We start from the raw sequence: 25,489 nt of genomic DNA, 5'->3' as shown, positions 1-25,489 counted from the left end.
CCAGCTAGTCCATGAACTTAAAGTAAGCTGTGAAGACAGACCCAAACAAAAACACATCATCTAACCCGATCAAGGGGCATACTTTGCTGGTGAATGTGTTGGTTGCTGCACCGCTTCCCAAAGCTTTCACTTACCAATGGCACAGTGAACACATGCCCCGATTTGGCATGCGTGTCATTGTGCCGTGGGGGCGTCAGCATCGAATTGGCCTGGTTCAGGGTGTTGCTCCCGATCAGCAATTGACCGAGAACATCAAACCCGTGCACTCGGTGTTGGACCAAGGTGAATGCCTGAGCGCCCAGTGGCAGGCCTTGATTGAATTTGCAGCCAAGTATTATCACCATCCTTTGGGCATGATCGCGCTTGAGGCTTTACCCAAGGCTTTGCGGGTTTTAAACGCCCGCGGAGAAGAGCCTGTGATGGTGGCCAAATCCCGAGAACATGCCACGAAGTTGCTGGCAGAGCGTACCGATCCAGACACCAGTGCCAAAGTCAACAAAACCAAAATCGACAAACTTGAAAAGCCGGAGCTGAATGCCGAGCAACTGGACGCTGTGGCGCAGCTGGCCAATGCCAAAGGCTTTAACCCCTTTCTGCTCTATGGAGTAACCGGCAGTGGCAAAACGGAGGTGTACCTGCACACGGTGGAAGAGCGCTTAAAGCACGGTGAGCAGGTGCTGGTGCTGTTGCCAGAAATTAACCTGACCCCTGCAGCACAGGCTTTGTACAAAGAGCGCCTGGCCCCGCACAGGGTTGTGGTAATGCACAGCAACCTGGCTGAACTGACCCGAACCAAGGCTTGGTTCGAGGCTGCAACGGGCGCTGCCGATGTGATTATTGCCACACGTCTGGGTGTGCTGACCCCACTGCCGCGACTTGGCATGATTGTGGTGGACGAGGAACACGACCCTTCATACAAGCAGCAAGACGGCATGCGTTATCATGCCCGCGATTTGGCGCTGATGCTGGCGAAACAGCGTGATGTGCCGATCGTGCTTGGTTCAGCCACCCCTGCCTTGGAAAGTTGGTTGAAAGCCGAACAGGGGGCTTACAAGCGCCTGAGTTTGAAGAACCGCGCGGTGTTGGGTGCCAGCCTGCCGAAAGTGGAGTTGATCAACACGGCCAACTTTCCGGCCAAAGAAGGATTGAGCGAACCAGCCATGCAGGCGCTGGTGCAAAACTTCGAGGCCGGCAAACAAAGCATTGTGTTTTTGAACCGCCGGGGGTACGCGCCACAAATGGTGTGCAATGCCTGCGGTTGGGTGGCCAATTGCGACCATTGCACAGCTCACATGGTATGGCACAAGAATGAACGCATGCTGCGTTGCCACCATTGCGGCGCTGGCCAGCGGGTGCCCACGCATTGCCCCACCTGTGGCAATCAGGACCTGACCGGGTTTGGCCGCGGAACCCAGCGGATTGAAGAAACCCTTGCTGGCCTGTTGCCCACAGCCAATATTTTGCGCATTGATGCGGACAGCACCCGCAACAAAGGGCAAATGGAAGCATTGCTTCAACAGGCGCACAGCGGAGCGGCCGATGTACTGGTGGGCACACAGATGATTGCCAAGGGTCACGATTTTGCCAATGTGGCCCTGGTGTTGGCCTTGAATGTGGATGCCTCGCTGTATTCGCATGCCTACCGTGCCCCTGAACGCCTGTTCGCCCAGTTGATGCAAGTGGCCGGCCGGGCGGGACGCCGCGCAGGCGATGCCCGCATGGTGGTGCAAACCCGTTACCCCCAGCACCCTTTGTTCGATGCATTGAAAGCACACAATTACGAGAGCTTTGCCAGTCACGAAATGCAGGCCCGTAAGGATGCACGCATGCCGCCGTTTTCCCACCAGGCCACCATTCGGGCCGACCACAAAAAGCTGGCCAACTGCCTTCAGTTTTTAAGCACGGCGAGGGAGCTGGGTGAACCCTTGGTGGATGCTGACAATCCTGTTTTTATGTGCGACCCAGTGCCGCTGACTGTGGTTAGGGTAGGCGGGATTGAGCGGGCGCAAATGCTGATTGAAAGCGAATCGCGGCCGGCCTTGCACCGGTTTCTTTCTCTGTGGCTGGCCCAATTGCACGAGCTGCCCGGCAGCGTGCGCTGGTTTTTGGAAGTGGACCCGGTCGATTTGTAAGTGCCCTCTGGTACAGTAATGCCTTCCCCTGGAGTTTCCCCCCGGTATGTCTGTAGGCCTGAACAAAGCCCAAAGCGAAGCAGTTGTGTATGTCGATGGCCCTTGCCTGGTATTGGCAGGCGCAGGGTCGGGCAAAACACGCGTAATCACCCAAAAAATTGCTCACCTGATTCAAAACAAAGGTGTTAGCGCCAAGAACATTGCTGCCGTTACTTTCACGAACAAAGCCGCCAAGGAAATGGAAGAGCGCGCGGCCAAGTTGCTGCATGGCAATGAAGGCAAAGGCTTGTTGGTGTGTACCTTTCACAGCCTGGGCATTCGAATTCTGCGGGAAGAACACAAGCACGCCGGGCTGAAGGCGCGCTTCTCGATTCTGGACGCGACCGATACTTACGGTTTGGTACAACAGCTGTACAGCACCACCGACAAGCAGTTGATACGCAAGGCGCAAAGTGTCATTTCACTGTGGAAAAACGGCCTTGTGGACCCAGACGCTGCTTTGGCGCAGGCCACTACCGAAGAAGAAGGTGATATTGCACGCCTGTACAAAAGCTACGAGGCCACCTTGGCGGCTTACCAGGCTGTGGATTTTGATGACTTGATTTTAAAGCCCACCCGCCTGTTGGCCAGTAATGAAGAAGTGCGCAGCCGGTGGCAAAACCGTTTGCGTTATTTGCTGGTGGATGAGGTGCAAGACACCAATGCTTGCCAGTATGATTTGTTGCGCTTGATTGCCGGGCCACGCGCCATGTTCACTGCGGTGGGTGATGATGATCAGGCCATTTATGCCTGGCGGGGCGCCACCATTGAAAACCTGCGCCAGTTAACTGAAGATTACCCGCAGTTGAAGGTGATCAAGCTGGAGCAGAATTACCGGTCGACCTTGCGAATTTTGCAAGCCGCCAACCGCTTGATTGAGAACAACCCCAAACTGTTTCCAAAAACGTTGTGGAGTGATCACGGCCCAGGCGAACCCATCGTGATTACACCGATGGCCGACGATGAGCATGAGGCCGAGCAAGTGGCCATGATGTTGAGCGGCCACCGCTTTGAGCGCCGCGCCAAATATGGCGATTACGCTATTTTGTATCGCAGCAACTTTCAGGCGCGTATTCTGGAGCAGGCTTTGCGCCGCCAGAAAATTCCGTATATTTTGAGCGGCGGGCAAAGTTTTTTTGAACGCGCTGAAATCAAGGATGTGATTGCCTATCTGCGCTTGCTCGTGAATCAGGACGATGACCCCGCATTCATTCGCGCTGTGACCACGCCCAAGCGTGGCATTGGCCAGAAAACACTCGAGGCATTGGGCACTTACGCTGGAACGCGTGGTGTTTCATTGTTTGAGGCCTTGTTTGAAACCGGTGCAGAAAGCCACTTGAATGCAGGAATGGTCGACGCCTTGCGTACTTTTGGAACCTTCATCAACAAACTGGAATACCGGGCACAACGAGAACCCGCGCGTGATTTGCTCAATGAATTGTTGAGCACCATCAAATATGAGGAGTGGCTGTACGAGCAGCAAGATGAGCGCGGCGCTCAGGCCAAGTGGCAAAACGTACTTGATTTCGTCAAGTGGATGGGCGACAAAGGCGAGGAAGAAGGTTCAACCCTGCTGGACCTGACCCAGAAGGTGGCGTTGATGACGATGCTGGATCGCCAGGACGACGGCACACGCCCCGATGCTGTGCAGCTAAGTACCCTGCATGCAGCCAAAGGACTTGAATTTCCTCATGTGTTTTTGATTGGTTGCGAGGAAAGTATTTTGCCCAGCTTTGGCGAAGGAGAGGGGCGGGAATTGACTGATGACAGGCTGGAGGAGGAACGCCGCCTGATGTATGTAGGAGTGACCCGTGCGCAACGCAGCCTGAACATCACGTGGTGCAGGAAGCGCAAGAAGGCGCGCGAATTGGTGAGCTGTTTTCCATCGCGGTTTATCAAAGAACTTCAGCTGGAAACCGACAAAGACCTGCCCGATGACACCCCGAAAATGAGCCCGAAAGATCGCTTGAGTGCGTTGAAGGGTTTGTTGACCAAGGTAGCGACTTAAAAGAAAACCTGATTAAAATTAAGCCGTGCCCAGCGCCGAGTTTGCTTTTTGTATCAGCGCCTCAGGCGTAACTGGTTTCAGTAGCCAGCCCGCCAGGCCCAGGGCTTTGGCCCGTTGGATCATGTCTTTGTCAGAGTAAGAGGTGATCACCAAAATCGGTACTGTGGCGCCGGTTTTTCGAATTCGATTGCACAGCTCCAGCCCGTCCATGCCTGGCATGTCAATGTCGGTGATGATCAAATCGGGTGCGCCACTGTCGACAATGTCTCGGATCCCTTCTTCAGCGCTCGCTGCTGTGCGCACCAAATGACCAGATTGCGTCAAAATGTGGGCGCATACTTTTCGGATGGTGTTCGCGTCGTCAATCAGCAGAATATTCGCCATGGCGTGATGTATTGGAATTGTGAATTTGTTGTCACAATCATACCGCGTTAGCCTGAAAAACCTCAGACTCCAGCACTTTCACACCAGGTTCGGCTTTCAATGCCTCTTGCAACATGATGCGCGCCAGTTTTTCAACCTTTACACTGCGCAAACGCTTGGGTAAAAGCGGGTTGAACAAGCGGCTGGCCACCAGGCCGATTTCTTCGCCAAGGCGAAATTCTTCACGCTGGCCGTCGAGCAAACCGGGGCGTGCAATGACCACGCTCGGAATACCGGAATTTTTAACAGCTTGTTCAGCCTCGCCTTTGGTGCGCAAGTACAGACCTTTCGCTTTGGCGTTCGCCATCATGGCAGAATTCAGCACGAAGCAAGGCACTGAATGCTGTGCCGCGAGTGCCGCAAACTGAGCCACCAGTGTGTAATCGACAAAGCGGAATTGCTCAGCGGTTTTGGCCACTTTGATGGTGGTGCCCAGGGTACAAATGACCGCATCGGCTTGCCACCACGGCGCTTCTTCGGGAATCGCATTGAAGTCGATTAACTGGTTGAGCAACTTCGGGTGAGGTGTCAGTGGCTTGCGGGTTAGTGCAACCACCTTGCCCACCTGTGGGTGAGCCAAGGCTTGTGCCAATACATGGTGACCCACCACACCGGTAGCGCCAACCAGCAGCAAGGTTTTTTGAATATTCGTTGAACTCAAATCAAGTCCCCAATAAAAAACGCGGCAGTCTTAAGACTAACCGCGTTTCGCTGTCAAAGTCCAAAGGCGTTGTTATGCGCTCTGTGTTTGCTTTTCTGCAGCTTTGCGTTTTTTGCGGGCAATTTGCTTGTCACGCATTTTCTTCATTTGACCCACGATGATGGCCTGATAGGTTTCCGGCAGGGTACGCACCATTGCGTCCATGGCGACAGCGTCGGGGCCAACCAACACGCGGCGCTTGTTGCCTTTCACCGCCTTCAAGATAATGTCGGCTGCTTTTTCGGCGCTGGTAATGAAGAACTTCTCGAAGAATTCTTTGCCCTGTTCAGAGTCAGCACCAGTGAACTCTTCAATTTCAGGGGAGGCCACGCTTTTGCGGGCAATCGCCGTTTTAATGCCGCCGGGGTGAACGCTGGTGGCAGACACGCCGCAGTTCATCATGTCCAGTTCCTGACGCAGGCTTTCGGTGAAACCGCGCACGGCAAACTTGGTGGCGTTGTACGTGCTTTGGGTAGGTTGTGCACACAGGCCAAACAAGCTGCTGGTGTTGATGATGTGGCCTTCGCCCGATGCTTTCAGGTGTGGCAAGAATGCCTTGGTGCCATAAACCACGCCCCAGAAGTTAATGCCCATGATCCATTCAAACTTGTCGTAGTCGATGTGTTCGACCGGGGTTGCATAGGCCACACCCGCATTGTTGAAAATCAGGTTAACCTTGCCGTGGTCTTTGGCGGTTTGATCGGCCCAAGCGTACATGGCTTCGCGGTTGGACACGTCCAGTTGCTGGCTGGTGACCTTGACATTGGGTGCCGCTGCTTTCACCAGTTTCACGGTTTCGGCCAGGCCTTTGGTGTCGACATCGGAGATAGACACGTGGCAGCCTTCTTTGGCCAGTTGAAGTGCAAGGGTGCGGCCCATGCCAGATGCGGCGCCAGTGATTGCGGCAACCTTGCCGTTGAATGATTTCATGTGTCGGTCTCCAATGTACTGTGTTGTAGCTGTAATTTGACAATCGTGGTTGTCAATTTAATGTTGGGCCTGCATACTGTCAATGCCTATTTTTTGAGTATATCTTCCAATTATGAATGCGAAAGCACCGGAGCAAATTGCCAAAGCCGCAGGGCGTCGTTACCGCGGGGTGTCCAATGAAACCCGCAAGGCCGAGCGGCGGCTTAAGTTGATTGAAGCGGGCATCAAGGTATTCGGGTCGACCGGCTACCATGCGGCCACGGTGAAGGGATTGTGCCAGGAGGCGGGGCTTACGGAGCGATACTTTTACGAAAGCTTCAGCAATGCAGAGGCTTTGTTTACCGCCTGCTATTTGCACATTACAGACACCTTGCGGGAGAAGTTGCAAAAGGTGTTGTTGGGTATGGAAGACGACAATCTTGAGCAGGCCACCCGGACAGGTTTGATGGTGTTTTTCAGCCAGTTCAAGGAAAGCCCGCAGGCCGCCCGAATTTTGTTGGTGGAGGTGTTGACGGTGAACCGGCACTTGGAAGAATTGAGCTTGAAAACCTTGTACAGCTTTGTGGAAATGCTGGAAACACTGGCCAAACCCCTGATTGAACAGCGAAAGGACGGGGCAGTGAAAGGCCTGGATTCTACTTTGCTGGCCTCGGGCCTGGTGGGGTCCGTGCTTTACATGGCCGCCCGTTGGAGCTTGGATGGCTGCAAAAAACCTGTAGAAGATGTGGTGGAAAACGCCATGCTGATATTTCGTGGTGTGGGCATGTTGCTGACAGAATAAAAAAACCCGCCTGATGGCGGGTTTTTTTATGGCTGGCTTATTTGCCTTGCCGATTGTTTTGCGAGTTACTTCGCAGCTTCAGCAGCTGGCTCAGCGGCGGGAGCAGCTGGTTCAGGGGCTTTGAAATCTGCGCCCACTTCCTTGCCCATGTAGGCCACTGCGCGGGCTACTTCAATATCGTCCAGGTCGGAATTGCCGCCTTTGGCTGGCATGGCGCCGATACCATTCACAGCGTTCTGCCAGAGGGTGTCGAAGCCTTTGCTCAGGCGGGCTGACCATTGGCCCTGGTCACCCAGCTTGGGAGCACCCGCTGCGCCAGCAGCATGACAGGCAGCGCAAGCCGCGGCATACACTTGTTCGCCAGTTTTCAGTACCTTGGGTGCATTGGCATCGACGAAGTCAACCGTGCCCACTGGTGCGAGGCGCGCGGCGATGGATTCTTCAGAAAACGCATTGCTGCCAGCGGCGGGCTTTTCGCTGCTGCTGACGTAGTAAGCCAGCATGATAATGACGAAAATCGGAATGACAAACGCGGCAACCACTGCATAGATAAGTTGCTTGGGTGTCTTGATTAGAAGTTCGTGTTCGTTTGAATCGCTCATACGACGTCCTGATTGAAAGCGCTGGTTGAAACGTAGTTATTAGGGCTGCACAATACTGGCTGACAAACGCCGGTGGACGCGCCTGCGGGCGTGCCCGATTGATGTTTAAGCCTTGCGGCATGTACGCAGCTGCAAAACAACTGTAAATTGTATCTTGAAAAAGGCTTTAAACCCAACTATTTATTGCTGAAAAATGCAAGCCTGTGCTGCAAAGGGATGAGATTTTGAAAAGTGCATTGAGCGAAAACCATCGCTACGGTTTGCCCATGGTGGTTGTTCACTGGTTGATGGCGGTGGGCATTTTGACGGCATTTGGCGTGGGTTTGTACATGGTGGACATTCCCGGCATTACGCCGTTCAAGTTGAAACTGTTCAACTGGCACAAGTGGCTGGGCGTTACCTTGTTTGCCTTGGTGTTGTTGCGCGTGGTGGTTCGAATGTTGTCGAAAACCCCCAAATACCCGGCACATTGGGGGCACAACACGCTGCTGCTGGCCAAATTGGGGCATTTCGCCTTGTACCTGTTCATGTTGGCAGTACCTGTGTTTGGCTACCTGCACAGCTTGGCCTCGGGTTACCCGGTGGTGTGGTTTGGTGTAATCGAACTGCCTGTGGTGATCGAGAAAAATCTGGAATTGAAAGAGTTGTTTAAAACCTTGCATGAACTTTCAGGCAAAGGCTTGGTCTTGTTGGTGGTAGGCCATGTATTGATGGCCTTGAAGCATCACGTTCTGGACCGCGACGGTATTTTAGGCCGCATGATTCCCGGAATGCGAGCCGACTAATTTTTCGATCAATTGCCGATTGTTTTCAAGCTCCGCAGGATTCATATGAATTACTCATTCGCCAAGGCGTTGACAGGCCTGGCATTCTCAGTTTGTAGCATGTCCGCCCTGGCCGCGCCAATTGATGCAACACAAAGCGAAGTCAAAGCCACCTTCAAACAGTTCAATGTGCCGGTGAGCGGCAATTTCAAGAAATTTACAGGCGATGTGCAGTACGACCCGGCCAAGCCAGCCGACACCAAAGCCACCCTCAGCGTGGACACCGCAAGTTACGACCTTGGCGACCCGGAGTACAACAAAGAGGTTGCTGGCAAAGACTGGTTTGATTCAAAAAATCACCCCCAAGCCACATTTGTGATTACCGGCGTAACTGGCACCGGCAACAATTTGCAGGCCACCGGCGATTTGACCATTCGAGGCATTAAAAAGCCGCTGAAGTTTCCTGTAAAAATTCAAACTTTGGCTGGCAAACACACCTTTACCGGAAAAACCCAGATCAAACGCCTGGAGTACAAAGTGGGTGCAGATGGTGAGTGGGGTGACACCAGCCTGGTGGCTGATGAAGTGGTGATCGATTTTAAATTGGTGGCGCCTGCCAGGTGAGTAGTCACACCTTTGAACGCACAACGAAAGCGAGGAGTCAGGGATGTTCAAGCAAGTATTAAAAACAGTGTTGGGTGGCGCAGTTGCGCTGAGTACGATGGGCTTTGCGCATGCTGCGGTAGACACCTACATGGTCGACCCCAGTCACACTTATCCGTCATTTGAAGCGGACCACCTCGGTGGGCTTTCGCTGTGGCGTGGCCAGTTTGAAAAAACCAAGGGTGTGGTCACTCTTGACCGGGCCAACAAAACTGGCACGGTGGATATCGAGATTGATGCCACCAGCCTGGATTTTGGCCACGGCAAGATGAATGAAGAGGCCAAGGGTGTGGATATGTTTGATGTGGAAGCACACCCCACCATCACCTACAAAGCCAGCAAGATGCGCTTTGAAGGTGACAAGCCAGTGGAGGTGTTGGGTGATTTGACCTTGAAGGGCATTACCAAGCCAGTGCCACTGAAGATCAATACTTTCAAATGCTTAATGCATCCTTTCAAGAAGGCAGAAGTATGCGGAGCAAATGCAGTGGCAGAGTTTAAACGCACTGATTTTGACCTGGGTTACGCTGTGGATCGCGGGTTTTTCCCTGAAGTGAAAGTGCTGATCTCGATTGAAGCAGTGAAGCAGCCGAAGTAATATTTTTGAAGCGTTGGGAATAAAAAAACGGCCAGTGTTTGATTCACTGGCCGTTTTTACTCTAGCACGCCTTATTTGCTGTCGATGACATGTTCCAGTTTTTCAGGTTTGTTGTCGCCGCGTGTTTTCCACAGCGAGAACACCACACCTCCGGCAATCAGGCCCAAGGTCACACTGAGCGAGAACGCAGGCGGGAATTTGCCAATGAAGTTCACCAGGAAAATTTTGCTTCCGATGAACACCAGCACCATTGCCAAAGCGTACTTTAGATAGTGGAAGCGGTGGATCATCGCGGCCAATGCGAAGTACAAGGCACGCAAACCCAAAATGGCGAAGATGTTGCTGGTGTACACAATGAACGGGTCTGTGGTGATCGCAAAGATTGCGGGCACAGAATCAACCGCGAAAATCAGGTCGACGAACTCAATCAGGATCAAGGCAAGCAGCAAGGGTGTGGCAAAGCGAACCACCTTGCCCGTTTTGGGGTCAGGTTCGTTGACCACGAACGCATTGCCACGCAGGCCATCGGTGATGCGCATGCGCTTGCGCAAGAACTTCAGAATTGGGTTGTTTTCAATGTCGGGTTCGCTGTCGGCCATGAACCACATTTTGATACCGGTGATCACCAGGAATGCCCCGAACAGGTAAAGCACCCAGCTGAATTCTTTCACCAGTGCGGCACCCAAGCCAATCATGATGGCGCGCAGCACGATCACGCCCAAAATACCCCAGAACAACACGCGGTGCTGATACTGGCGAGGAATTGCGAAGAACGAGAAGATCATGGCGATGACAAACACATTGTCCATCGACAGTGATTTTTCAATCGCGAAACCGGTGAAGTAGTTCATACCGCTCTCAGAACCCAGGTACCACCACACCCAGGCACCGAACAGACAGGCCGCAGTGATGTAACCGCCCGAGAGCAGCAAACTTTCCTTGACCCCAATTTCGTGGTCATCTTTGTGCAGCACGCCGAGGTCGAAGGCGAGTAGCGCAACCACAATACCGACAAACAACAGCCAAATCCATGCGGCTGTGCCGAGAAAGTCGGTGTGCATGAATTCCATTAAAACGTCCACTTTGATACTCCATGAGGGTTGAATTGAACACGGCGCCATGGTGTACCAGTTGTGATTTCGAAAAAACCAGTATTTAATGAAGTATTACTTCGGTTTTTACGCAGTTAAATTATTGAGGTGCCGCTGATGTTGAACTACCGCCACTTGCATTACTTCTGGATGGTCGCCAAGGAAGGTGGTTTTGCACGTGCTGCTGAGCGCATGGACATGGCCATTCAAACCATCAGCGCGCAAGTGCGTGAGCTTGAAAAAGACCTGGGGCATCAGTTGCTAAAGCCGGATGGGCGTGGCGTGGCATTGACTGAAGCCGGGCAGGTGGCTTTTGCCAAAGCCGAGGAAATTTTTCAGCTTGGCCAAAGCCTGCCGGAGTTGGTGCGAGCGGTGGCCAGCAAACCGGTGAAGCGTTTCAGGGTGGGTTTGTGTGATGGCATCTCGAAACTGGCGGTGCATGCCTTGTTGAAGCCTGTGTTGGATACGGAAGACCTGCACCTGACTTGCCACGAAGGGGAGCCCGAGCAGTTGCTGGCTGAGTTGGCTTTGCACCACCTTGATTTTGTGTTTGCCGGGCAGCCCCCGCCAGCCAACCCCAACTTGCGCATGCAAAGCCGGGTGCTGAATACAACCACGGTGGATTGGTTCGGCGCTTCGAGGTGGGTGAAAAAAAGCAGCGTGAACAATTTTCCACAATGCCTTGCTGAATTGCCGGTGTTACTGCCCACGGGACATTCCCGCTTGCGAATAGACTTGAATTACTGGTTTGAGCAGCAGGGAATTGTGCCCCATGTGGTGGGCGAATTTGAGGACAGTGCCTTGATGTCGGTGTTTGCAGCCCGTGGCCTGGGTGTGTTTCCAGTGAGCCGCCTGGGTGTGTACGACGCGGGTACCTTAAGCGGTTTGCGCCTGCTGGGGCAATGCCCTGATTTGCACGAAGAGATTCATGGCGTGTGGAATGTGAAGGGAATCGACCACCCTTTGGTGGTCGAATTGTTGAAAGCTTAAGCTGCGGCCACTGCGGCTTCAATTTCCGCAAAGGTGCTGGCCTTCACGGGGTCCATCACTGGGATACCCATTTGTCGCGCAATTTGTGTGGAGGAGAACAGGCCCACCACGCGCATTTTGCCCGAGCGGTTGTCCACTACCAGCGCGTGTTGCCGGTTGTGTTCACGCAGTGTGGCAATAATATGGCCCACCTCGGCGCGTGACACTGCGCCAAACTCCAGAAACTCCAGGTCGGGCAGTTTCACCATCACATCATTCACGGTTAGCTCGGGCACATTGCGGTTGCTCGATGAAGCTTCCTTAATTGCGCGCTCGCCGGCCAGGTCGTTAGCGGTGAGCAGGCCTTGAAGATGACCTTGTTCATTGCGAACAAACAGCAGTTTGACGCCGCACACAATCATGGTGGTGCGGGCTTGCTCAAGTGTTTCAGAGCCGGAAATGCTCACGGGGTGTACACGCCGAAGGTCTGTCATGGCGTCGAAGGCTGGCGAATCGGCTGTCAGCTTCAAAGGGCGACTGGGGTCACTGACCGTAATGGTGTCGGTAGCGCCAGCGCTGATGTGTTCGAGTGCTTGGTAGTGTTGTCTGATCATGTTGAAACCCTTTTTGACACACAGTCTTGATGCATCCGCGGGCTTGAGGCCAGCGGGCGAATTTGCAGGACGGACTGCATGCAAAAGGGGGTACAGGCACAAGGGTTTGTTGCCTTGTGTCGTGGCAGCGCAAGCACCGTCCACTAGAAATTTAGTCTACGCTGCTGGCAAAAAGTTTCAAGTCAGTAAAAGCCCGGAGGACACAGGTGAATACCCGTCTATTTCAGCGGTGTACCCAAGGCATAAGGCAGCAGGTTCATGACTTCCTTGCTGACGCCCATGGCCAGGTGGGGCGTGTCGATTTCTATGTGCTCAACATTGGGGCTGAAGCGGTCGATACAGGCTTGCCAACTTACGATGGAGTCTTTCTTGCAGTACAGCGCGACAATGGGGCAAACAATTGGATGCTCAAACCGTTTCAGCGTGCTGTTTTCAATGGATTCGACATCGAGCCCGCGAATGTCGTAGAGCGTTTTTACTGCCGTATATTTTGGCCCGCCAATCACCGGACTGCCGATAGTGACGATGCGGCTTACGTTTTGCTGCACTTCCCGTGCAGCCTCGCGAGCCAGGTAGCCACCCAGGCTCCAGCCCAGCAGTTTGATGGGGGCTTGAGCCTGCTCAGAGTGTTCCTTGATGTCGGCAATGACCTGTGGAAGCAGTTTGCCCACTTCACCGTGGTTAAAACCGGCAGACCAGTGTACGGCCTTGTAGCCTAGTGAATCCAGGTAGCGTTTGATGAAGGTCATGCTGCTGGAACTGGCCCCAAAGCCGGGTAGCAACAACACGGTTTGGCCTTGGCCCACATTCTTGCGGGCCAGGAAACGCCAGCCCACGGCGAGTTTGGCTGCTTCAAATGGTGTTTTGGCCTCGCCCAACAGCAGGCTGAGTTTGGGCTTGCCAATTGAATTGCCGTAGCGTTTCTGGAATTCTGCTTTGTTCATGAGGTGTTACAAGGTTGTGCACACCCGAGAAAATACGGCAAGGCGAGGCGGTACACAAAGAGGAATTCCTCTAGTGGCAGCCAGTTTTACTGCATTAATGAGAGGCTTTGGTTGGCCAAACGTATGCGCAACGCCAGTTCGCGAGCCAGGTTGTTCAGCATGATTCGCCCAAGTTCCGCATGTTCATGGCGAAGTTCCTCAAAGTGACGGGCCGGGAGGAAGAGCAAGTCGCAGGCTGTGTCTGCACGTACGGTGGCCGAACGGGGTTTGTTGTCGATCAAGGCCATTTCGCCCACCAGGCTGCCAGGGCAGAAGCGCATCAACCGCTCGTTGCTGTTGCCAGTGTTTTGCCAGGCGCTGAGTTGCCCACGAATCAGTATGTACAGGCCACAGGGCTGGTCACCCTCTGTGAACAGTTCTTGCCCGGAATGCAGGCTGCGTTGTTCCAGCAGCTTGGAGAACCTTTCTGTCTGTTGAGCACTCATGTCGTCGCACAGGTGGCTTTGTATCAATGCCTGCTCATCGTTGTGGGGTGGGGCGTCTAGCGCGGCGTTACTGAGTAGCTGGTTTTCCATCCACCAGAAAGCGTCGTCAATGTGGGTTTGAATGGACAAATCTGCATGTTCAAGAACTTCTCGCAGAAGATTCTCTCCACCCAGAGTTTGGTTGGGTGATGCCGGAAGCACAGCCACTATCTTCAGGCCCAAAGGTGCGTTGCGCATGAGTCGTTCAATGCAGGCGCATGCCGTGTCGTCCACGTAGCATAGGTGCGTGAAATCCAGCACGATGGATTGAGCGCCAACAAGTTCATCTTGCAAGTGAATGGCAATCCACGGCGCATTGCCAAAAAAGAGATTGCCTTCAAAGCGAACCCATGCCAAATGCTCGAAGGCTTCATGGAGATGCTGTCGCTGGGCACGTGGCCGCATGCTTCGCGAGCGGGCCGCAGGCCAGAATTCCACACTGCGCAAACCACTGCTGGATTGCTGTTGCAGGAAATAAGCCGCCACGAACAACACGCCGACTAGCGTTCCCACCAGCAAGTTGCTCAAACCGGTGACCAGCAGCATTGAGAGCACCACCCACACCGTGAACCGGTCAGAAGGGGCCATGCGCTTGCGTTGGCTGGGCCGGATAAACCGTTTGATCAATCGAAGGGTGCTGCCTTGAATCAGGAACAGCGAGCTGATTGCGACAGCGGTTGCAAGAATGTGAAGGGGGAGGTCTTCAAACACCAGCCAGGTAACGGCGAGCAGCCCCGCAATGAAACACGCATAGCTTGTTTCGCTTCGGCGAGTCTTGGCGCCTAGGGCCAAGGCGGTATTGCTTCGGGAAAAGTAGTTCGAGGAGGGCAGGGCCAAACACAGGCCGCAAACCACATTCGCAAAAGCCAGTACATTGAGTTCGTGTCGGGTGTTGTGCCGTGTGCCCAGGGTTTGGTCCACTTGCAACAAAGATTGCATGCTTTCAAGGACCACCAGCAAGGCCAGCACAGATGAGCCAACCAGCACTTGCAATAACAGTTCGGGTCTGCCAAGCAACAGCCCGGGTATTTGCTGCAAGGCCGCAGCGATGTGGTCGTGATTGCCGTTGAAAAATGGGTGCGCAGGCAGGGTTCCTACTGTCTGCACCGGCAGGTTGCCTGGCCAGGCCCACCACAAAATTGCATGCAGTCCGAAGCCAACTGCCAGACCGTAGATCAGCCCAAGCGGATTCGGGCGCACTGCGCGAAAATAAACGAGTACGGCAATCGCAATTGCGGACACCCCGAGCGCAAGAATTGAAAATGAATCGGGATCTGCCACAGCTTCTGCAATGCTGGTGTACACCGCAAATCCCACAATGGCGGGCAACAATTTGAAGGTTGAGAAAAGGCCGAGCGTAGTATTCATGCCAATCAACACAGGCGCAGGTAAAAATTGCATCAACTTGCCCACGCCTTGTTGTTGGGCCAAAGCAATCAGAGCACCCGCCAATGAAATTTCAATGGCGAGCAGCAACATTAATTCGGTGTGATTGTCAGTGATCTGCAGAAAACCAAGCAGTGAACCCGCGATGATCAAGGCGGTGGACGACCGTGGCCCACCAAACTGAACCGGTGCTTTGCCTGAAAAAGCGCCGATTGCACTGCCCAACAGTGCGCTGGCCAAGCCAGCGTAAATGCCATAGGCCAGACCGGCTTGCCCCAGCGGGGCGAAAGCCAGCATGCCATACACAATTGCTTGAGCGTAACCACCGAATGCGACCAGTGCGCCCGCTTTGATTTCGGTGTTCAAGGAAGAATTCGCGTAGCCGAAGTTGGGTTGAAACCCAGTCTACGCGAATTGGATTATTTCGAGGTGGGCATCACGAATTCTGCGCCTTTCTCGATGCTGTCTGGCCAGCGCTGCATGATTGATTTCTGGCGTGTGTAGAAGCGAACACCTTCCTCGCCGTACGCATGCATGTCGCCGAACAGGCTTGCCTTCCATCCACCGAAGCCGTGCCAAGCCATGGGTACAGGAATGGGTACGTTGATGCCTACCATGCCCACTTGCACCTGACGGCCAAACTCGCGGGCCACATTGCCGTCGCGGGTGTAGCAGCTTACGCCGTTGCCATATTGGTGACTGTTGATCAAATCAAGGCCTTCGGCAAAGTTGGCGACGCGCACACAGCTGAGCACGGGTCCAAAAATTTCTTCAAGGTAAATGCGCATGTTCGGCTTCACGTGGTCGAACAAAGTGCCACCAGTGTAAAAGCCGTTTTCGAAACCGGCTGGTTTTTGGCCGCGACCATCCACCACCAGTGTGGCGCCTTCGTCCACACCAATTTGCACGTAATCTTCAATGCGCTTGAGTGCTTCAGCGGTCACGATCGGGCCCATTTCAGCCGACAGGTCCATGCCGTCTGTTACCTTCAATGTTTTCAGTCGGGCGGCCAGTTTGGGGATCAGTTTGTCGCCCACGTCGCCCACCATCACTGCCACGGAAATGGCCATGCAACGCTCACCTGCACTGCCGTATGCGGCACCAATCAGCGCGTCGGTGACTTGGTCCAGGTCGGCATCGGGCATCACCAAAAGATGGTTCTTTGCACCGCCCAAGGCCTGAACGCGTTTGCCGTTGCGTGCACCTGTTTCATAAATGAACTTTGCAATCGGGGTTGAGCCCACAAAGCTCAGCGCCGCGACGTCGGGGTGATTCAGCAGGGTTTCCACGGCCAGTTTATCGCCGTGTACCACGTTGAATACACCATCGGGCAGACCGGCTTCTTTCAGTAGCCTGGCCATGAAGTTACCCGCGCTGGGGTCGCGTTCGCTGGGTTTCAGAATGAAGGTGTTGCCGCAGGCAATGGCCACGGGGAACATCCAGCACGGCACCATACAGGGGAAGTTGAACGGGGTAATGCCAGCGACCACACCCACGGGTTGGCGCAGCGTCCAGTTGTCGATGTTGGTTGAAACCTGTTCGGTGTAGTCGCCCTTGAGCAATTGCGGAATGCCGCAGGCAAATTCAATGATGTCGATGCCGCGGCTGACTTCGCCTTGCGCATCGGTGAATACTTTGCCGTGTTCGGCCGTGATGATGGCAGCCAGTTCGTCGCGGTGCTGGTTCATCAAGGCTAAAAATTTGTTCATGATGCGCACGCGCTGAAGCGGCGGCTTGTTGGCCCAGGCTGGCAATGCTGCTTTGGCAGCTTCGACGGCTTTGTTCACAGTGGCTACATCGGCCAGCTCAACCTGGCGGGCGACCCTGCCCAGCGACGGGTTGAATACATTGGCTGTTTTGCTGCCAGCCACGCTCACGGAATTGCCGTTGATGAAGTGGGCGACAGTTTGATCGTTTGTGTAGGGTTGCATGTGTCTGGGCCTGCTTGTTTGCTTCGAAAGACTGACATTGTCGCGCAAGCCGGCAGTGGGTTGAATCGGTGCTAACACCAAGCTTCCGGAAATTTTCGGTAAGCGCACCGTGCACTGGCAATTTACTGAAGCCTGTCAGTAAAGCCCTGATTTTTAATCCAATTGTAATTTCCGGAGGTATTACTGACATAAGGCCTGCCACTAAAGGTGGGCCCAGAATGAAAGCAGAGGAGACAGCAGTGATTACAGGCTTGACGAACAAGGCCGCGTTGCGGCGTGGTCTACAGATGGGCGCAGCCAGTGCGGCCCTGTTGATGTTGGTGGGTTGCCTGGGTAGCAGCAACAACGACATCGCCGGCACCGATGGGCGTATCAATCCCAACGAGAACCCCAACCTGAAATACGATGTGAGCATTACCCGCACCACTTACGGTGTGCCGCACATTCGTGCCAAGGATTATGGCAGTTTGGGTTACGGCCAGGGCTATGCCTTTGCGCAAGACAACCTCTGCGTGTTTCTTGAGGACCTGTTGACAATTCGGGGAGAGCGTTCCCGCTTTTTTGGCCCCGACGGCACTTACACGATTGAACCCAACGGTTCTACTGCGAACAACGTGGCCAGCGACTTTTTCTGGAAAAGCCTGTTTGCTTTTGAAGAAGAGGGTGCCGATGGAATTACCCGCAATGCCTGGCAGCGCACCCGCGACAAAACCATTCCCGATTTTCAGAACGTAGTGGCTGGTTATGCCGATGGGGTAAACCGCTACATTGCTGAACTAAAAGCCGGTGAGCATGAGTATGAACAGCCCGATGGCAGCAAGGTGCCTGCCCATGCCGCCTGTGCGGATGCCGAGTGGCTGGCCCCAATTACCACGGATGACATGTACCGCCGCTTTGTGCGGCTGGCTGTATTGGCCAGCAGCTCGGTGTTTGTGACTGAAATTGGCAATGCCCAGCCCCCAGGTGGTGCCACTGCGCGCCCTGCGACCTTGGCCAATGCGGGTAAAAAAGCCAAAACCCCCGGCGTGGCTGAGCAAGTGGCTTTGCTGAAGGCCAACCCGAACCCTTTCACTGCCATGCAGAACAAGGACCATTTCGGCAGCAATATGTATGCCTTTGGTAAGGATGCGACTGCCAACGGTCAATCGCTGGTGTATGGCAATCCCCATTTCCCATGGAAGGGCACAGAGCGCTTGTACCTGAGCCACAATATTCTGGAGATGAATGGTAAAAAAACCATGGATATCATGGGAGTTGGTCTTTATGGCGTACCCGCTGTGCTGATTGGTTTTAACGAACACGTGGCCTGGAGTCACACGGTTTCAACAGCTTTCCGTTTTACGTTCTACCAATTACAAATCAACCCGGCCAATCCAACACAGTACATGTACGAGGGCGAGATGCGCGACATGATCGCCCTGCCCACTGAAATTGAGGTGAAGCAGGCGGATGGCAGCATTACCAAAATGCAGCGCACCATGTACCGAAGCCATTATGGGCCGATGTTGGTGCTTGAGGCCAGCGGAGTGCCTGTGTTGGGTTGGAACCAATTCATGGCCTTTACCCTGCGCGATGCCAACCTTGAAAACGACCGGTTGATTAACCAGTTTGCCAAGTGGAATCTGGCTGAGTCGCTGGAAGAGTTTGTTGACTTGCATGCGAGTGAACTGGGTGTGCCTTGGGTAAATACCGTGGCCAGTGGCCCAGGCAAGCCGGCCTATTACGGTGACGTGACAGTGGTACCGCATGTGACGGACGAGAAAATTGCCGATTGTGCAGCAGAGCCTTTCAATACCGTGGTGGGTCAGTTGTCACCTGGCTTGCCCGTGCTCAACGGTTCACGCGAAGCCTGCGAGTGGGGCAGCGACCCCGATGCACCCGCGCCCGGCATTTTTGGCCCAGGTAACTTGCCCACGCTTCAGCGTGACGATTATGTAACCAACTGCAACGACAGCTACTGGTTGAGCAACCCGCGTCAGCCATTGACCGGTTTTAACCGCATTATTGGTGACGAGAATGCGGAACGCACCTTGCGCACTCGCTTGTGTACGCTTCATGCGGAGCGCAGATTGGGTGGTGCGGATGGTTTGCCAGGCAACCGCTTTACCCAAGACAACCTGAAAGACATTGCGCTAAACAGCGAGATTTATTCCGCTACTTTGGCCAAACAATCGGTGGTGGATGCGCTGTGCCAAGTACCTGTATTGTTGAGTACCGGCTTGATGCCAGTGCAAACCGCTGACGCGTGTGCCGCTTTGGGTGCTTGGGATGGCAAAGCCAACCTGGACAGCAAGGGGGCACACTTGTGGCGCGAATTCTGGAGCAGGGCCATTCGCAATCCAGGCGGTTTGCCTGCAGGTGCGCCGCAATTGCATTTGCCGTTTGATGTGCCAGTGCCATTGTCACTGCCAACCAACTTGTGGGCGAATGGCTTCAATGCAGCTGATCCGATAAATACACCCAACACCTTGAACATTGCCAATCCATTCACTGCAGCTGCTTTGGCCGATGCAATTTTGGCGGTACAGGCCGCTGGTTTTGCGCTGGACGAGCCCTTGGGCAATATTCAAAAATCTGGAGTACAGGCCAGTGCCACGCCAATTTTCGGTGGCACCAGCCCGGAAGGCGCGTTCACGATTGTGAGTACAGAACCCAGCAGGCTGAATTCGGAAGGCTACAAAGTGACTTATGGCAACAGCTACATTCAGGCTGTAACCTGGGATGCGAATGGCAAACCACAGGCTGACGCGATGTTGACGTATTCACTCTCCACTGACCCGGCCAATCCGCACTTTGACGATTACACCAAGGCGTATTCCCAGAAAAACTGGGCTCGTTTGCCTTACACCGATGCTCAAATTCAGGCAGCAAAAGTGGGTCAAACCAAGGTGTTACGCCAGCAAAAGGCGTCAAACTGAGCATGTTATAAATGTTAAATTGATAACAATTGTAAAGTAACAATATAAGGGGGCGAAAGCCCCCTTTTTATTCGATTGTCTGTTTGCAAAACGCGCAATGTGGGCGTGTCAACACTTCAATTTCAAGCCCCATGCTAAGTCGTTTGCGTATTGCGCGTTTCTCTTCAGTCATGTTTTGTGCGTTCATGGGCTTGTCTTCTTTGGGGTGGGCCAATGAGCCACGCATTGCGGTGTCCAAGTCGCCTTTGTCCTTGCCATTTTTCGTGGCTGCGGAAAAGAACCTGTTCGCCAAGCACAAAGTTGAACCCGTGCTGATTGAATGCCTGGGCGGAAATCGATGCGTGAAGGAGCTGACGGAGGGGCGGGTCGACATGGCCACGTCGTCAGAACTGCCATTCATGTTTGCCGTGTTTCAAGGCAAGCCAATTAGTTTGGTGACCACGTTTAACACCAACAAAGACGATATGAAGTTCCTGATCAGAAAAGCCGCCGTGAAAGGTGGTGTCAAAGATTTGGCGGGCAAGCGAATTGGTTATGTTGAGAAAGCGTCGTCGCACTATTACATGGATTTATTCCTGCTCTACAACGGCATTGACCCCAAATCGACGGTGCCCGTGGCCATGGGTGCGGACGCATTGGCCAATGCCTTGGTGAAAGGTGAGGTGGATGCAATTTCGGTTTGGGAGCCTTGGGGACAGATTGCACTGAACCTGGGCGGCGCTGATGTTGAAGTTCTCAATTCGCCGAAGCTCTACAGTCAAACTTTCAACCTGTTGGTCAGTAATGAATACCGTTTGGCACAGATCCGCAAATCAACTGCTGTGCTCAGCGCGCTTGATGAGGCCATTCAGTTCATCAAAAAGAACCCGGATGAGGCCAAAGGCATTATGGCGCGCAAGGTGGGTATGGACCCCGACACAGTCAAGGCCGCGTGGCCAACCTATCAATTTGAATTGACGTTGCAGCAGTCTTTGTTGAGCACTGTGCAAGGCCAGGCAAGGTGGGCCCGGCGTGAAGGACATGTGGGCGCTGCCTTGCCCGAGCCGGAATTTCTGAACTTTGTGGATTCCAGCCTTTTGCGAAAAATTAAACCCAATGCTGTAGATTTCGTGTACCCATGAAACCGATTTTAAGACTCAAGCAAGGCGTACGCATTGCCTTGGTTTTGTTGATTGGCCTCGCTGTGGTGGCAGTGGCCACTGTTGTTTCAATCAATCAGCAGCGTAACTATGTGCTTGAGCAAAGCGTTGCCGCACGCAAAATTTCCCGCTTGTCCACTCGCATGTTGGTGCTGACGCACACAGCATCGGAATACATGACGGAAACCAATATTCGCCAGTGGTGGGTGGTGCATCAATCCATTTCCGATGAACTTGATCATCTGCATTTCTCCGATGAAAGTGCTCAGCTTTCCAGGCAGCTTGATGGGCGACTGGGTGACTTGGCTGCCTTGTTCAGTGGCTTCTCTCACCTGCAACATTCCGACCAACTGAACCTCGATGAGCGCCGCAATAGTGTGTTGACGGATCGTCTGATTTCCGAGGCCGAGCAGTTGGCCGAGTTGAGTTACAAAATTTCTGACACGGCTTTTGAGCGTCAAGAGGCCCTGACGCACCAGCGGAAAATGATTGTTTTGGTGTTTACGCTGTTGTTCGGTATCAATTCCTTGTTGCTGCTGCTGTTGATCCGTTACCGGGTGGTCAGACCGTTAGAGCAAATTGAGAACGCCGCAAACGCCATGCGTGCGGGTAATCTGAATGCGCGTTGCAATTTGCCGGAAGGCGATGAACTTGGCGATGTGGCTGCTGCGCTTGATTCATTGGCTTTGGAGTTGAACAACAAACTGGCCGACGTTACGTCGACCACGCATTTGTTGGAGGTGGCTGGGCGAATGTGCGGTGTAGGTGCCTGGACGCTCGACATTAATACACATGCATTGAGCTGGTCGAAACAGACCTACGCAATTGTCGAAGCCGATTTCACGCGCCAACCCACCCTGGAAGAAGCGATTGCACTTTATCCCGAGGAATCCGCCGCGAAGCTTTCCAAAGCGTTGGATGACGCTGCCCGTACTGGCAGTGATGTGAACATGGAATTGCAGTTGCGCACCTACAAGGGCAACTTGATTTGGGTGCATGTGTTTGGTGAAGTGATTTGGCAAGGTGAAGGCGCCAAGCGCAAACCCTGGATGATTCGGGGGGCCTTTCAAAACATCACCGATCGTCGCCGTGTTGAGGAAGAAATTCGACAAGCCAAAGAAGTGGCCGAGTCGGCCAGCAAGGCCAAGGGAGAATTTCTGTCCAATATCAGCCATGAAATTCGCACGCCGCTGAATGCGGTGGTTGGGCTGGCTTATATTCTGAAGCAAAGCAAGCTGGATTCATCGCAACTGGAGTTTGTCGAGAAACTTGAGAACGCGGGGCGCGGCCTGATCGATTTGGTTAGCGGTGTGCTGGATGTTTCAAAAATTGAAGCCGGTGCCATGGAGCTGGAAAAGCGACCCTTCTCAGCCCGCCACTTGATGGATTCGCTGGCCGATTTAATGACTGGGGCAGTGGCCGACAAACCGATTGAATTTGTGGTGTCTGTAGCCCCCAATGTGCCCGACCAGCTGGTGGGGGATGAGACCAAGCTGCGCCAGGTGCTGGTGAATTTGGCGGGAAATGCCATCAAGTTCACCGAAAACGGTTATGTCAAAGTGGGAGTTACCCTGGATCAGCTGGACACTCACCATTGCGTGTTGCGCTTCATCATTCAAGACACGGGTTTGGGCATGGACGCTGGTGCCATGAAACGTTTGTTCCAGTCATTTTCACAGGCGGATTCATCAATCTCGCGACGTTTTGGTGGCACAGGCATTGGTTTGGCCTTAAGCCAGAAACTGGTGGAGTTGATGGGGGGCACCATCTCGGCTGTGAGTGCGCCTGGACAAGGGAGCTTGTTTGCATTTTCCCTGATGTTGAACCTGGGTTCTAAGGCAAATACAGTGCCTGTTGCCAGCGAGTTTGCATACGATGTGGTGGTGGTCGACAGTTTCAAAACCCAACTCGACAGCGTGGCCCAAATGGTCGAATGGACTGGTGTGGTCCCACAAAGTTTAGTGAACCCGGAACAGGCCTTGAGCCTGCCCAGTGGTCAGCGGCCACGATTGTTCGTGGTAAATAACCAGTTAAGTGATACCAGCGGGCTGGAACTGGCCAACAAGCTGAAAGCTGCGCATGGCTCGGTGGCTACCAAGGTTGCGCTGATGGTGCGGCCCAAGGACGTGGAACAACTGCAAGATCCGTTGTCGATGGGACAACTTGACGCGGTATTGATGAAACCAGTTTCATTCTCGGCCTTGAAAAATGTGTTGCTGGAGGTTACCGGCAACGCGTCGGGCAAGGCCAATTCAGTCAATCGTTTGTTGAATCAAAACGAATTGGTTTTTCTTGCTGGCTTGACCGTGTTGGCTGTGGACGATCACAAACTGAATTTGATGATTCTTAAAAAAATTCTGGAAACTCATGGTGCCAGAGTGATTCTTGCCGAATCGGGGCAGGCTGCGATTCAAGTTCTAAGCGAGCCCAACCACAACGATGTGGATGTGTGTTTGATGGATGTGCAAATGCCAGACATGGACGGAATGCAAACCTGTCAATACATTCGCGACCAGTTGGGTTTGCGGCAGTTGCCTGTACTGGCTTTGACCGCCGGTGTGATGGAGGCTGACCACCAAATGGCTTTGGCCGCAGGCATGGATGAAGTGCTGACCAAGCCCCTGCAAATTGACAGGGTGCTTGATGCAGTAAAACGCTGGGGCACGCACCTGAAACTGAAGACGCAGGCGCATTAAAAGTTAGATTGTTAACTATCATAAAGTACAAACTAGAGGCCTCAAACGGCTCTTATCCCTTCATCAGAGTTGTTCTAATCGATGCAACATCAAGTTGTTAAATCGATCGAGGTTTGATCATGAAACAGTTCGAGTTCGGTGCATGGATCTACTCTTTGCTGCTGGCCTTGCTGTTGGCTGCGCAAAGTGCAGACGCTGCCAATGTGGTGCGTATTGCAGTGCCCCCATCGCCCATGTCGCTGCCATTTTATGTGGCCACCGAGCGAAAGTTCTTCGAAAAACATCAAGTGAAACCCGTTTTGATTGGCTGCGGCAGTGGGCAGGATTGCATCAAAATTCTGGGTGAAGGTGGGGCTGACATTGCGAGCTCTTCAGAGCTGCCCCTGATGTTCGCAGCTTACGAACGAAGCCCCGTTTCCATATTGGCCACACTGGCAACCAACAATCACAGTTTGAAGTTGCTGGTGTCACGCAATTTACTCAATGAGGGCCAATTGAATCTGGTAGGAAAACGAATAGGCTATGTACCCAAGTCGTCGTCACATTACTATCTCGATACTTTTTTGCTGTTTAGGGGCATAGATCCAAAGGATGTAATTGAAGTGCCAATGGCGGCGTCTGAACTCCCGGTTGCTTTGGTGCAAGGCCGTGTGGATGCGATATCTGTGTGGGAGCCGTGGGCAGAGAAAACGCTAAATTTGGCGCACGGTGAAGTGGCGCATGCGAATGCTCCCCGTTTGTATACGCTTACCTTCAATGTCAGCGTGCGCAATCAGTTCAAAAACCAACAGGCAGATACTGTACATCGCGTTTTGAAAGCATTGAGCGAGGCGGTGGATTACATTCGCGACTATCCCTCGCGGGCGCAAGCGTTGTTGTTGAGAAAAAAACTAGTTAGCCAGGAACACATTGAGAAAAGCTGGCATGAGTACATCTTTCGAATGACTTTGCAGCAATCGCTGGTGAGTACCTTGCAAGGGCAGGCCCGGTGGGCCAGGCGCGAGGGTCATATTCAAAGTAATTTGCCAGAAGAGCCTGAGTATTTGGACTATATTGACGCTAGCTTCCTCCGATTGCACAAATCAGACTATGTCGATTTTGTGTATCGCTAAACGGTTTTTATCCAAGTGGCTTACACATGAATAATGTAATCGAGTACTTGCCGCACGGCTTTTGCATTGCATGGAACCCACAGCTGTTGGCCATGCATGTGATTTCAGACCTCTTGATTGCAATTGCTTACTTCTCTATACCCATTGGTATTTTGTATGTGGCCAAGAAGCGCCCTGATGCCGAACTGCAACCCATTTATTACCTGTTTGCTGCGTTTATTCTCGCCTGTGGCGTTACCCACGTGATGGGTATTCTGACGCTGTGGGTACCGCTGTATTTCACGCAAGGCATTACAAAAATTGTGACTGCATTGGTCTCGGTGGCCACAGCAATTTATTTGCTGCCCAAATTAAAGTACATCATGGCCTTGCCGGACCTTGGCAGACTGACCCAAATCAATACCGCATTGGCCGAGGAAATCGTGTCCAGGCGCCAAAGCGAAGCCTCGCTTCGGCAATCTCAAGAACTTGCCTTGCAGGCTCAAAAAACACAGGCTGCTTTTCTGGCCAACATGAGCCATGAAA

General features: G+C 53.3%; 20 protein-coding genes and 1 pseudogene. 12 read left to right on the top strand and 9 right to left on the bottom strand.

Annotated features, from left to right (window positions below):
• The first annotated feature begins 29 nt into the window (after window positions 1-29).
• A complete protein-coding gene (locus PY990_RS11420) occupies window positions 30-2,132 on the top strand; it encodes a primosomal protein N' (protein ID WP_275271707.1) in 2,103 nt (700 codons plus the stop codon).
• A gap of 46 nt (window positions 2,133-2,178) precedes the next feature.
• A complete protein-coding gene (locus PY990_RS11415; protein WP_275271706.1) occupies window positions 2,179-4,179 on the top strand; it encodes a UvrD-helicase domain-containing protein in 2,001 nt (666 codons plus the stop codon).
• Window positions 4,180-4,197: 18 nt separating this feature from the next.
• Here the strand turns inward: PY990_RS11415 and PY990_RS11410 are convergent, their stop codons facing one another.
• The 3 genes from PY990_RS11410 to PY990_RS11400 all read right to left on the bottom strand — a co-directional run bounded on the left by PY990_RS11410 (window position 4,198) and on the right by PY990_RS11400 (window position 6,232).
• Complete coding sequence (locus PY990_RS11410) at window positions 4,198-4,563, bottom strand: response regulator (protein WP_275271705.1); 366 nt, start codon at window positions 4,561-4,563, stop codon at window positions 4,198-4,200.
• Window positions 4,564-4,600: 37 nt separating this feature from the next.
• On the bottom strand, window positions 4,601-5,263 hold the full coding sequence (locus PY990_RS11405) for an NAD(P)H-binding protein (RefSeq protein WP_275271704.1): 663 nt from the start codon (window positions 5,261-5,263) through the stop codon (window positions 4,601-4,603).
• A 72-nt stretch (window positions 5,264-5,335) separates the two neighbouring features.
• Window positions 5,336-6,232 carry an SDR family NAD(P)-dependent oxidoreductase gene (locus tag PY990_RS11400; RefSeq protein WP_275271703.1) on the bottom strand — a complete coding sequence of 299 codons (897 nt, stop codon included), beginning with the start codon at window positions 6,230-6,232 and terminating at the stop codon, window positions 5,336-5,338.
• Between the two features lie 112 nt (window positions 6,233-6,344).
• Between PY990_RS11400 and PY990_RS11395 the strand changes: the two genes are divergently transcribed.
• Window positions 6,345-7,013: a TetR/AcrR family transcriptional regulator gene (locus PY990_RS11395; RefSeq protein WP_171101263.1), complete on the top strand. Its 669-nt coding sequence runs from the start codon at window positions 6,345-6,347 to the stop codon at window positions 7,011-7,013.
• 65 nt (window positions 7,014-7,078) lie between these two features.
• On the opposite strand, the gene PY990_RS11390 is transcribed toward PY990_RS11395, so the two are convergent.
• Window positions 7,079-7,615 carry a c-type cytochrome gene (locus PY990_RS11390; RefSeq protein WP_275271702.1) on the bottom strand — a complete coding sequence of 179 codons (537 nt, stop codon included), beginning with the start codon at window positions 7,613-7,615 and terminating at the stop codon, window positions 7,079-7,081.
• 236 nt (window positions 7,616-7,851) lie between these two features.
• Here PY990_RS11390 and PY990_RS11385 point away from each other — a divergent pair, with 236 nt between their 5' ends.
• From PY990_RS11385 to PY990_RS11375, 3 genes are read left to right on the top strand one after another with little or no spacing between them, the layout of a single operon-like run.
• A complete protein-coding gene (locus PY990_RS11385) occupies window positions 7,852-8,400 on the top strand; it encodes a cytochrome b (protein ID WP_275271701.1) in 549 nt (182 codons plus the stop codon).
• Between the two features lie 45 nt (window positions 8,401-8,445).
• Window positions 8,446-9,003: a YceI family protein gene (locus PY990_RS11380; protein WP_275271700.1), complete on the top strand. Its 558-nt coding sequence runs from the start codon at window positions 8,446-8,448 to the stop codon at window positions 9,001-9,003.
• Between the two features lie 43 nt (window positions 9,004-9,046).
• Complete coding sequence (locus PY990_RS11375; RefSeq protein WP_413789528.1) at window positions 9,047-9,640, top strand: YceI family protein; 594 nt, start codon at window positions 9,047-9,049, stop codon at window positions 9,638-9,640.
• Window positions 9,641-9,711: 71 nt separating this feature from the next.
• On the opposite strand, the gene PY990_RS11370 is transcribed toward PY990_RS11375, so the two are convergent.
• On the bottom strand, window positions 9,712-10,710 hold the full coding sequence (locus tag PY990_RS11370; RefSeq protein WP_413789531.1) for a TerC family protein: 999 nt from the start codon (window positions 10,708-10,710) through the stop codon (window positions 9,712-9,714).
• Window positions 10,711-10,848: 138 nt separating this feature from the next.
• Here PY990_RS11370 and PY990_RS11365 point away from each other — a divergent pair, with 138 nt between their 5' ends.
• Window positions 10,849-11,721, top strand: coding sequence for a LysR family transcriptional regulator (locus PY990_RS11365; protein ID WP_275271698.1), 873 nt, complete (start codon window positions 10,849-10,851; stop codon window positions 11,719-11,721).
• On the opposite strand, the gene PY990_RS11360 is transcribed toward PY990_RS11365, so the two are convergent.
• The 4 genes from PY990_RS11360 to PY990_RS11345 all read right to left on the bottom strand — a co-directional run bounded on the left by PY990_RS11360 (window position 11,718) and on the right by PY990_RS11345 (window position 17,099).
• On the bottom strand, window positions 11,718-12,314 hold the full coding sequence (locus PY990_RS11360; protein ID WP_146106596.1) for a CBS domain-containing protein: 597 nt from the start codon (window positions 12,312-12,314) through the stop codon (window positions 11,718-11,720). The two genes, PY990_RS11365 and PY990_RS11360, sit on opposite strands and share 4 nt — an antisense overlap.
• Before the next feature lie 218 nt (window positions 12,315-12,532).
• On the bottom strand, window positions 12,533-13,258 hold the full coding sequence (locus PY990_RS11355) for an esterase/lipase family protein (protein ID WP_138516316.1): 726 nt from the start codon (window positions 13,256-13,258) through the stop codon (window positions 12,533-12,535).
• An 86-nt stretch (window positions 13,259-13,344) separates the two neighbouring features.
• Window positions 13,345-15,534 (bottom strand): cyclic nucleotide-binding domain-containing protein, encoded by a 2,190-nt coding sequence (locus PY990_RS11350; RefSeq protein WP_275271697.1) that lies wholly within the window; start codon window positions 15,532-15,534, stop codon window positions 13,345-13,347.
• A gap of 53 nt (window positions 15,535-15,587) precedes the next feature.
• Window positions 15,588-17,099: a CoA-acylating methylmalonate-semialdehyde dehydrogenase gene (locus tag PY990_RS11345; RefSeq protein WP_275271696.1), complete on the bottom strand. Its 1,512-nt coding sequence runs from the start codon at window positions 17,097-17,099 to the stop codon at window positions 15,588-15,590.
• Window positions 17,100-17,317: 218 nt separating this feature from the next.
• Here PY990_RS11345 and PY990_RS11340 point away from each other — a divergent pair, with 218 nt between their 5' ends.
• The 5 genes and pseudogenes from PY990_RS11340 to PY990_RS11320 all read left to right on the top strand — a co-directional run.
• Complete coding sequence (locus PY990_RS11340) at window positions 17,318-20,017, top strand: penicillin acylase family protein (RefSeq protein WP_275271695.1); 2,700 nt, start codon at window positions 17,318-17,320, stop codon at window positions 20,015-20,017.
• A 185-nt stretch (window positions 20,018-20,202) separates the two neighbouring features.
• Window positions 20,203-21,138: an ABC transporter substrate-binding protein gene (locus PY990_RS11335; RefSeq protein WP_275271694.1), complete on the top strand. Its 936-nt coding sequence runs from the start codon at window positions 20,203-20,205 to the stop codon at window positions 21,136-21,138.
• Complete coding sequence (locus PY990_RS11330) at window positions 21,135-23,852, top strand: hybrid sensor histidine kinase/response regulator (RefSeq protein WP_275271693.1); 2,718 nt, start codon at window positions 21,135-21,137, stop codon at window positions 23,850-23,852. Before PY990_RS11335 ends, PY990_RS11330 begins: the two co-directional genes overlap by 4 nt.
• Window positions 23,853-23,971: 119 nt before the next feature.
• A complete protein-coding gene (locus PY990_RS11325) occupies window positions 23,972-24,964 on the top strand; it encodes an ABC transporter substrate-binding protein (protein WP_275271692.1) in 993 nt (330 codons plus the stop codon).
• A gap of 26 nt (window positions 24,965-24,990) precedes the next feature.
• Window positions 24,991-25,489: pseudogene (locus tag PY990_RS11320) on the top strand (hypothetical protein); the annotation flags it as partial.

This window comes from Limnobacter olei, from assembly GCF_029087225.1.
Taxonomy (GTDB): Bacteria; Pseudomonadota; Gammaproteobacteria; order Burkholderiales; family Burkholderiaceae_B; genus Limnobacter; species Limnobacter olei.
This window is presented reverse-complemented; position numbering and strand designations above follow the sequence as displayed.

What these genes read in the sequence shown, in the direction of transcription:
- PY990_RS11400 (WP_275271703.1), bottom strand. Translation starts at nt 6,232, where the DNA reads ATGAAATCATTCAACGGCAAGGTTGCCGCAATCACTGGCGCCGCATCT.
- PY990_RS11335 (WP_275271694.1), top strand. Translation starts at nt 20,203, where the DNA reads ATGGGCTTGTCTTCTTTGGGGTGGGCCAATGAGCCACGCATTGCGGTG.
- PY990_RS11340 (WP_275271695.1), top strand. Translation starts at nt 17,318, where the DNA reads ATGAAAGCAGAGGAGACAGCAGTGATTACAGGCTTGACGAACAAGGCC.
- PY990_RS11415 (WP_275271706.1), top strand. Translation starts at nt 2,179, where the DNA reads ATGTCTGTAGGCCTGAACAAAGCCCAAAGCGAAGCAGTTGTGTATGTC.
- PY990_RS11390 (WP_275271702.1), bottom strand. Translation starts at nt 7,615, where the DNA reads ATGAGCGATTCAAACGAACACGAACTTCTAATCAAGACACCCAAGCAA.
- PY990_RS11325 (WP_275271692.1), top strand. Translation starts at nt 23,972, where the DNA reads ATGAAACAGTTCGAGTTCGGTGCATGGATCTACTCTTTGCTGCTGGCC.
- PY990_RS11365 (WP_275271698.1), top strand. Translation starts at nt 10,849, where the DNA reads ATGTTGAACTACCGCCACTTGCATTACTTCTGGATGGTCGCCAAGGAA.
- PY990_RS11330 (WP_275271693.1), top strand. Translation starts at nt 21,135, where the DNA reads ATGAAACCGATTTTAAGACTCAAGCAAGGCGTACGCATTGCCTTGGTT.
- PY990_RS11355 (WP_138516316.1), bottom strand. Translation starts at nt 13,258, where the DNA reads ATGAACAAAGCAGAATTCCAGAAACGCTACGGCAATTCAATTGGCAAG.
- PY990_RS11410 (WP_275271705.1), bottom strand. Translation starts at nt 4,563, where the DNA reads ATGGCGAATATTCTGCTGATTGACGACGCGAACACCATCCGAAAAGTA.
- PY990_RS11370 (WP_413789531.1), bottom strand. Translation starts at nt 10,710, where the DNA reads ATGGAATTCATGCACACCGACTTTCTCGGCACAGCCGCATGGATTTGG.
- PY990_RS11380 (WP_275271700.1), top strand. Translation starts at nt 8,446, where the DNA reads ATGAATTACTCATTCGCCAAGGCGTTGACAGGCCTGGCATTCTCAGTT.
- PY990_RS11375 (WP_413789528.1), top strand. Translation starts at nt 9,047, where the DNA reads ATGTTCAAGCAAGTATTAAAAACAGTGTTGGGTGGCGCAGTTGCGCTG.
- PY990_RS11345 (WP_275271696.1), bottom strand. Translation starts at nt 17,099, where the DNA reads ATGCAACCCTACACAAACGATCAAACTGTCGCCCACTTCATCAACGGC.
- PY990_RS11395 (WP_171101263.1), top strand. Translation starts at nt 6,345, where the DNA reads ATGAATGCGAAAGCACCGGAGCAAATTGCCAAAGCCGCAGGGCGTCGT.
- PY990_RS11360 (WP_146106596.1), bottom strand. Translation starts at nt 12,314, where the DNA reads ATGATCAGACAACACTACCAAGCACTCGAACACATCAGCGCTGGCGCT.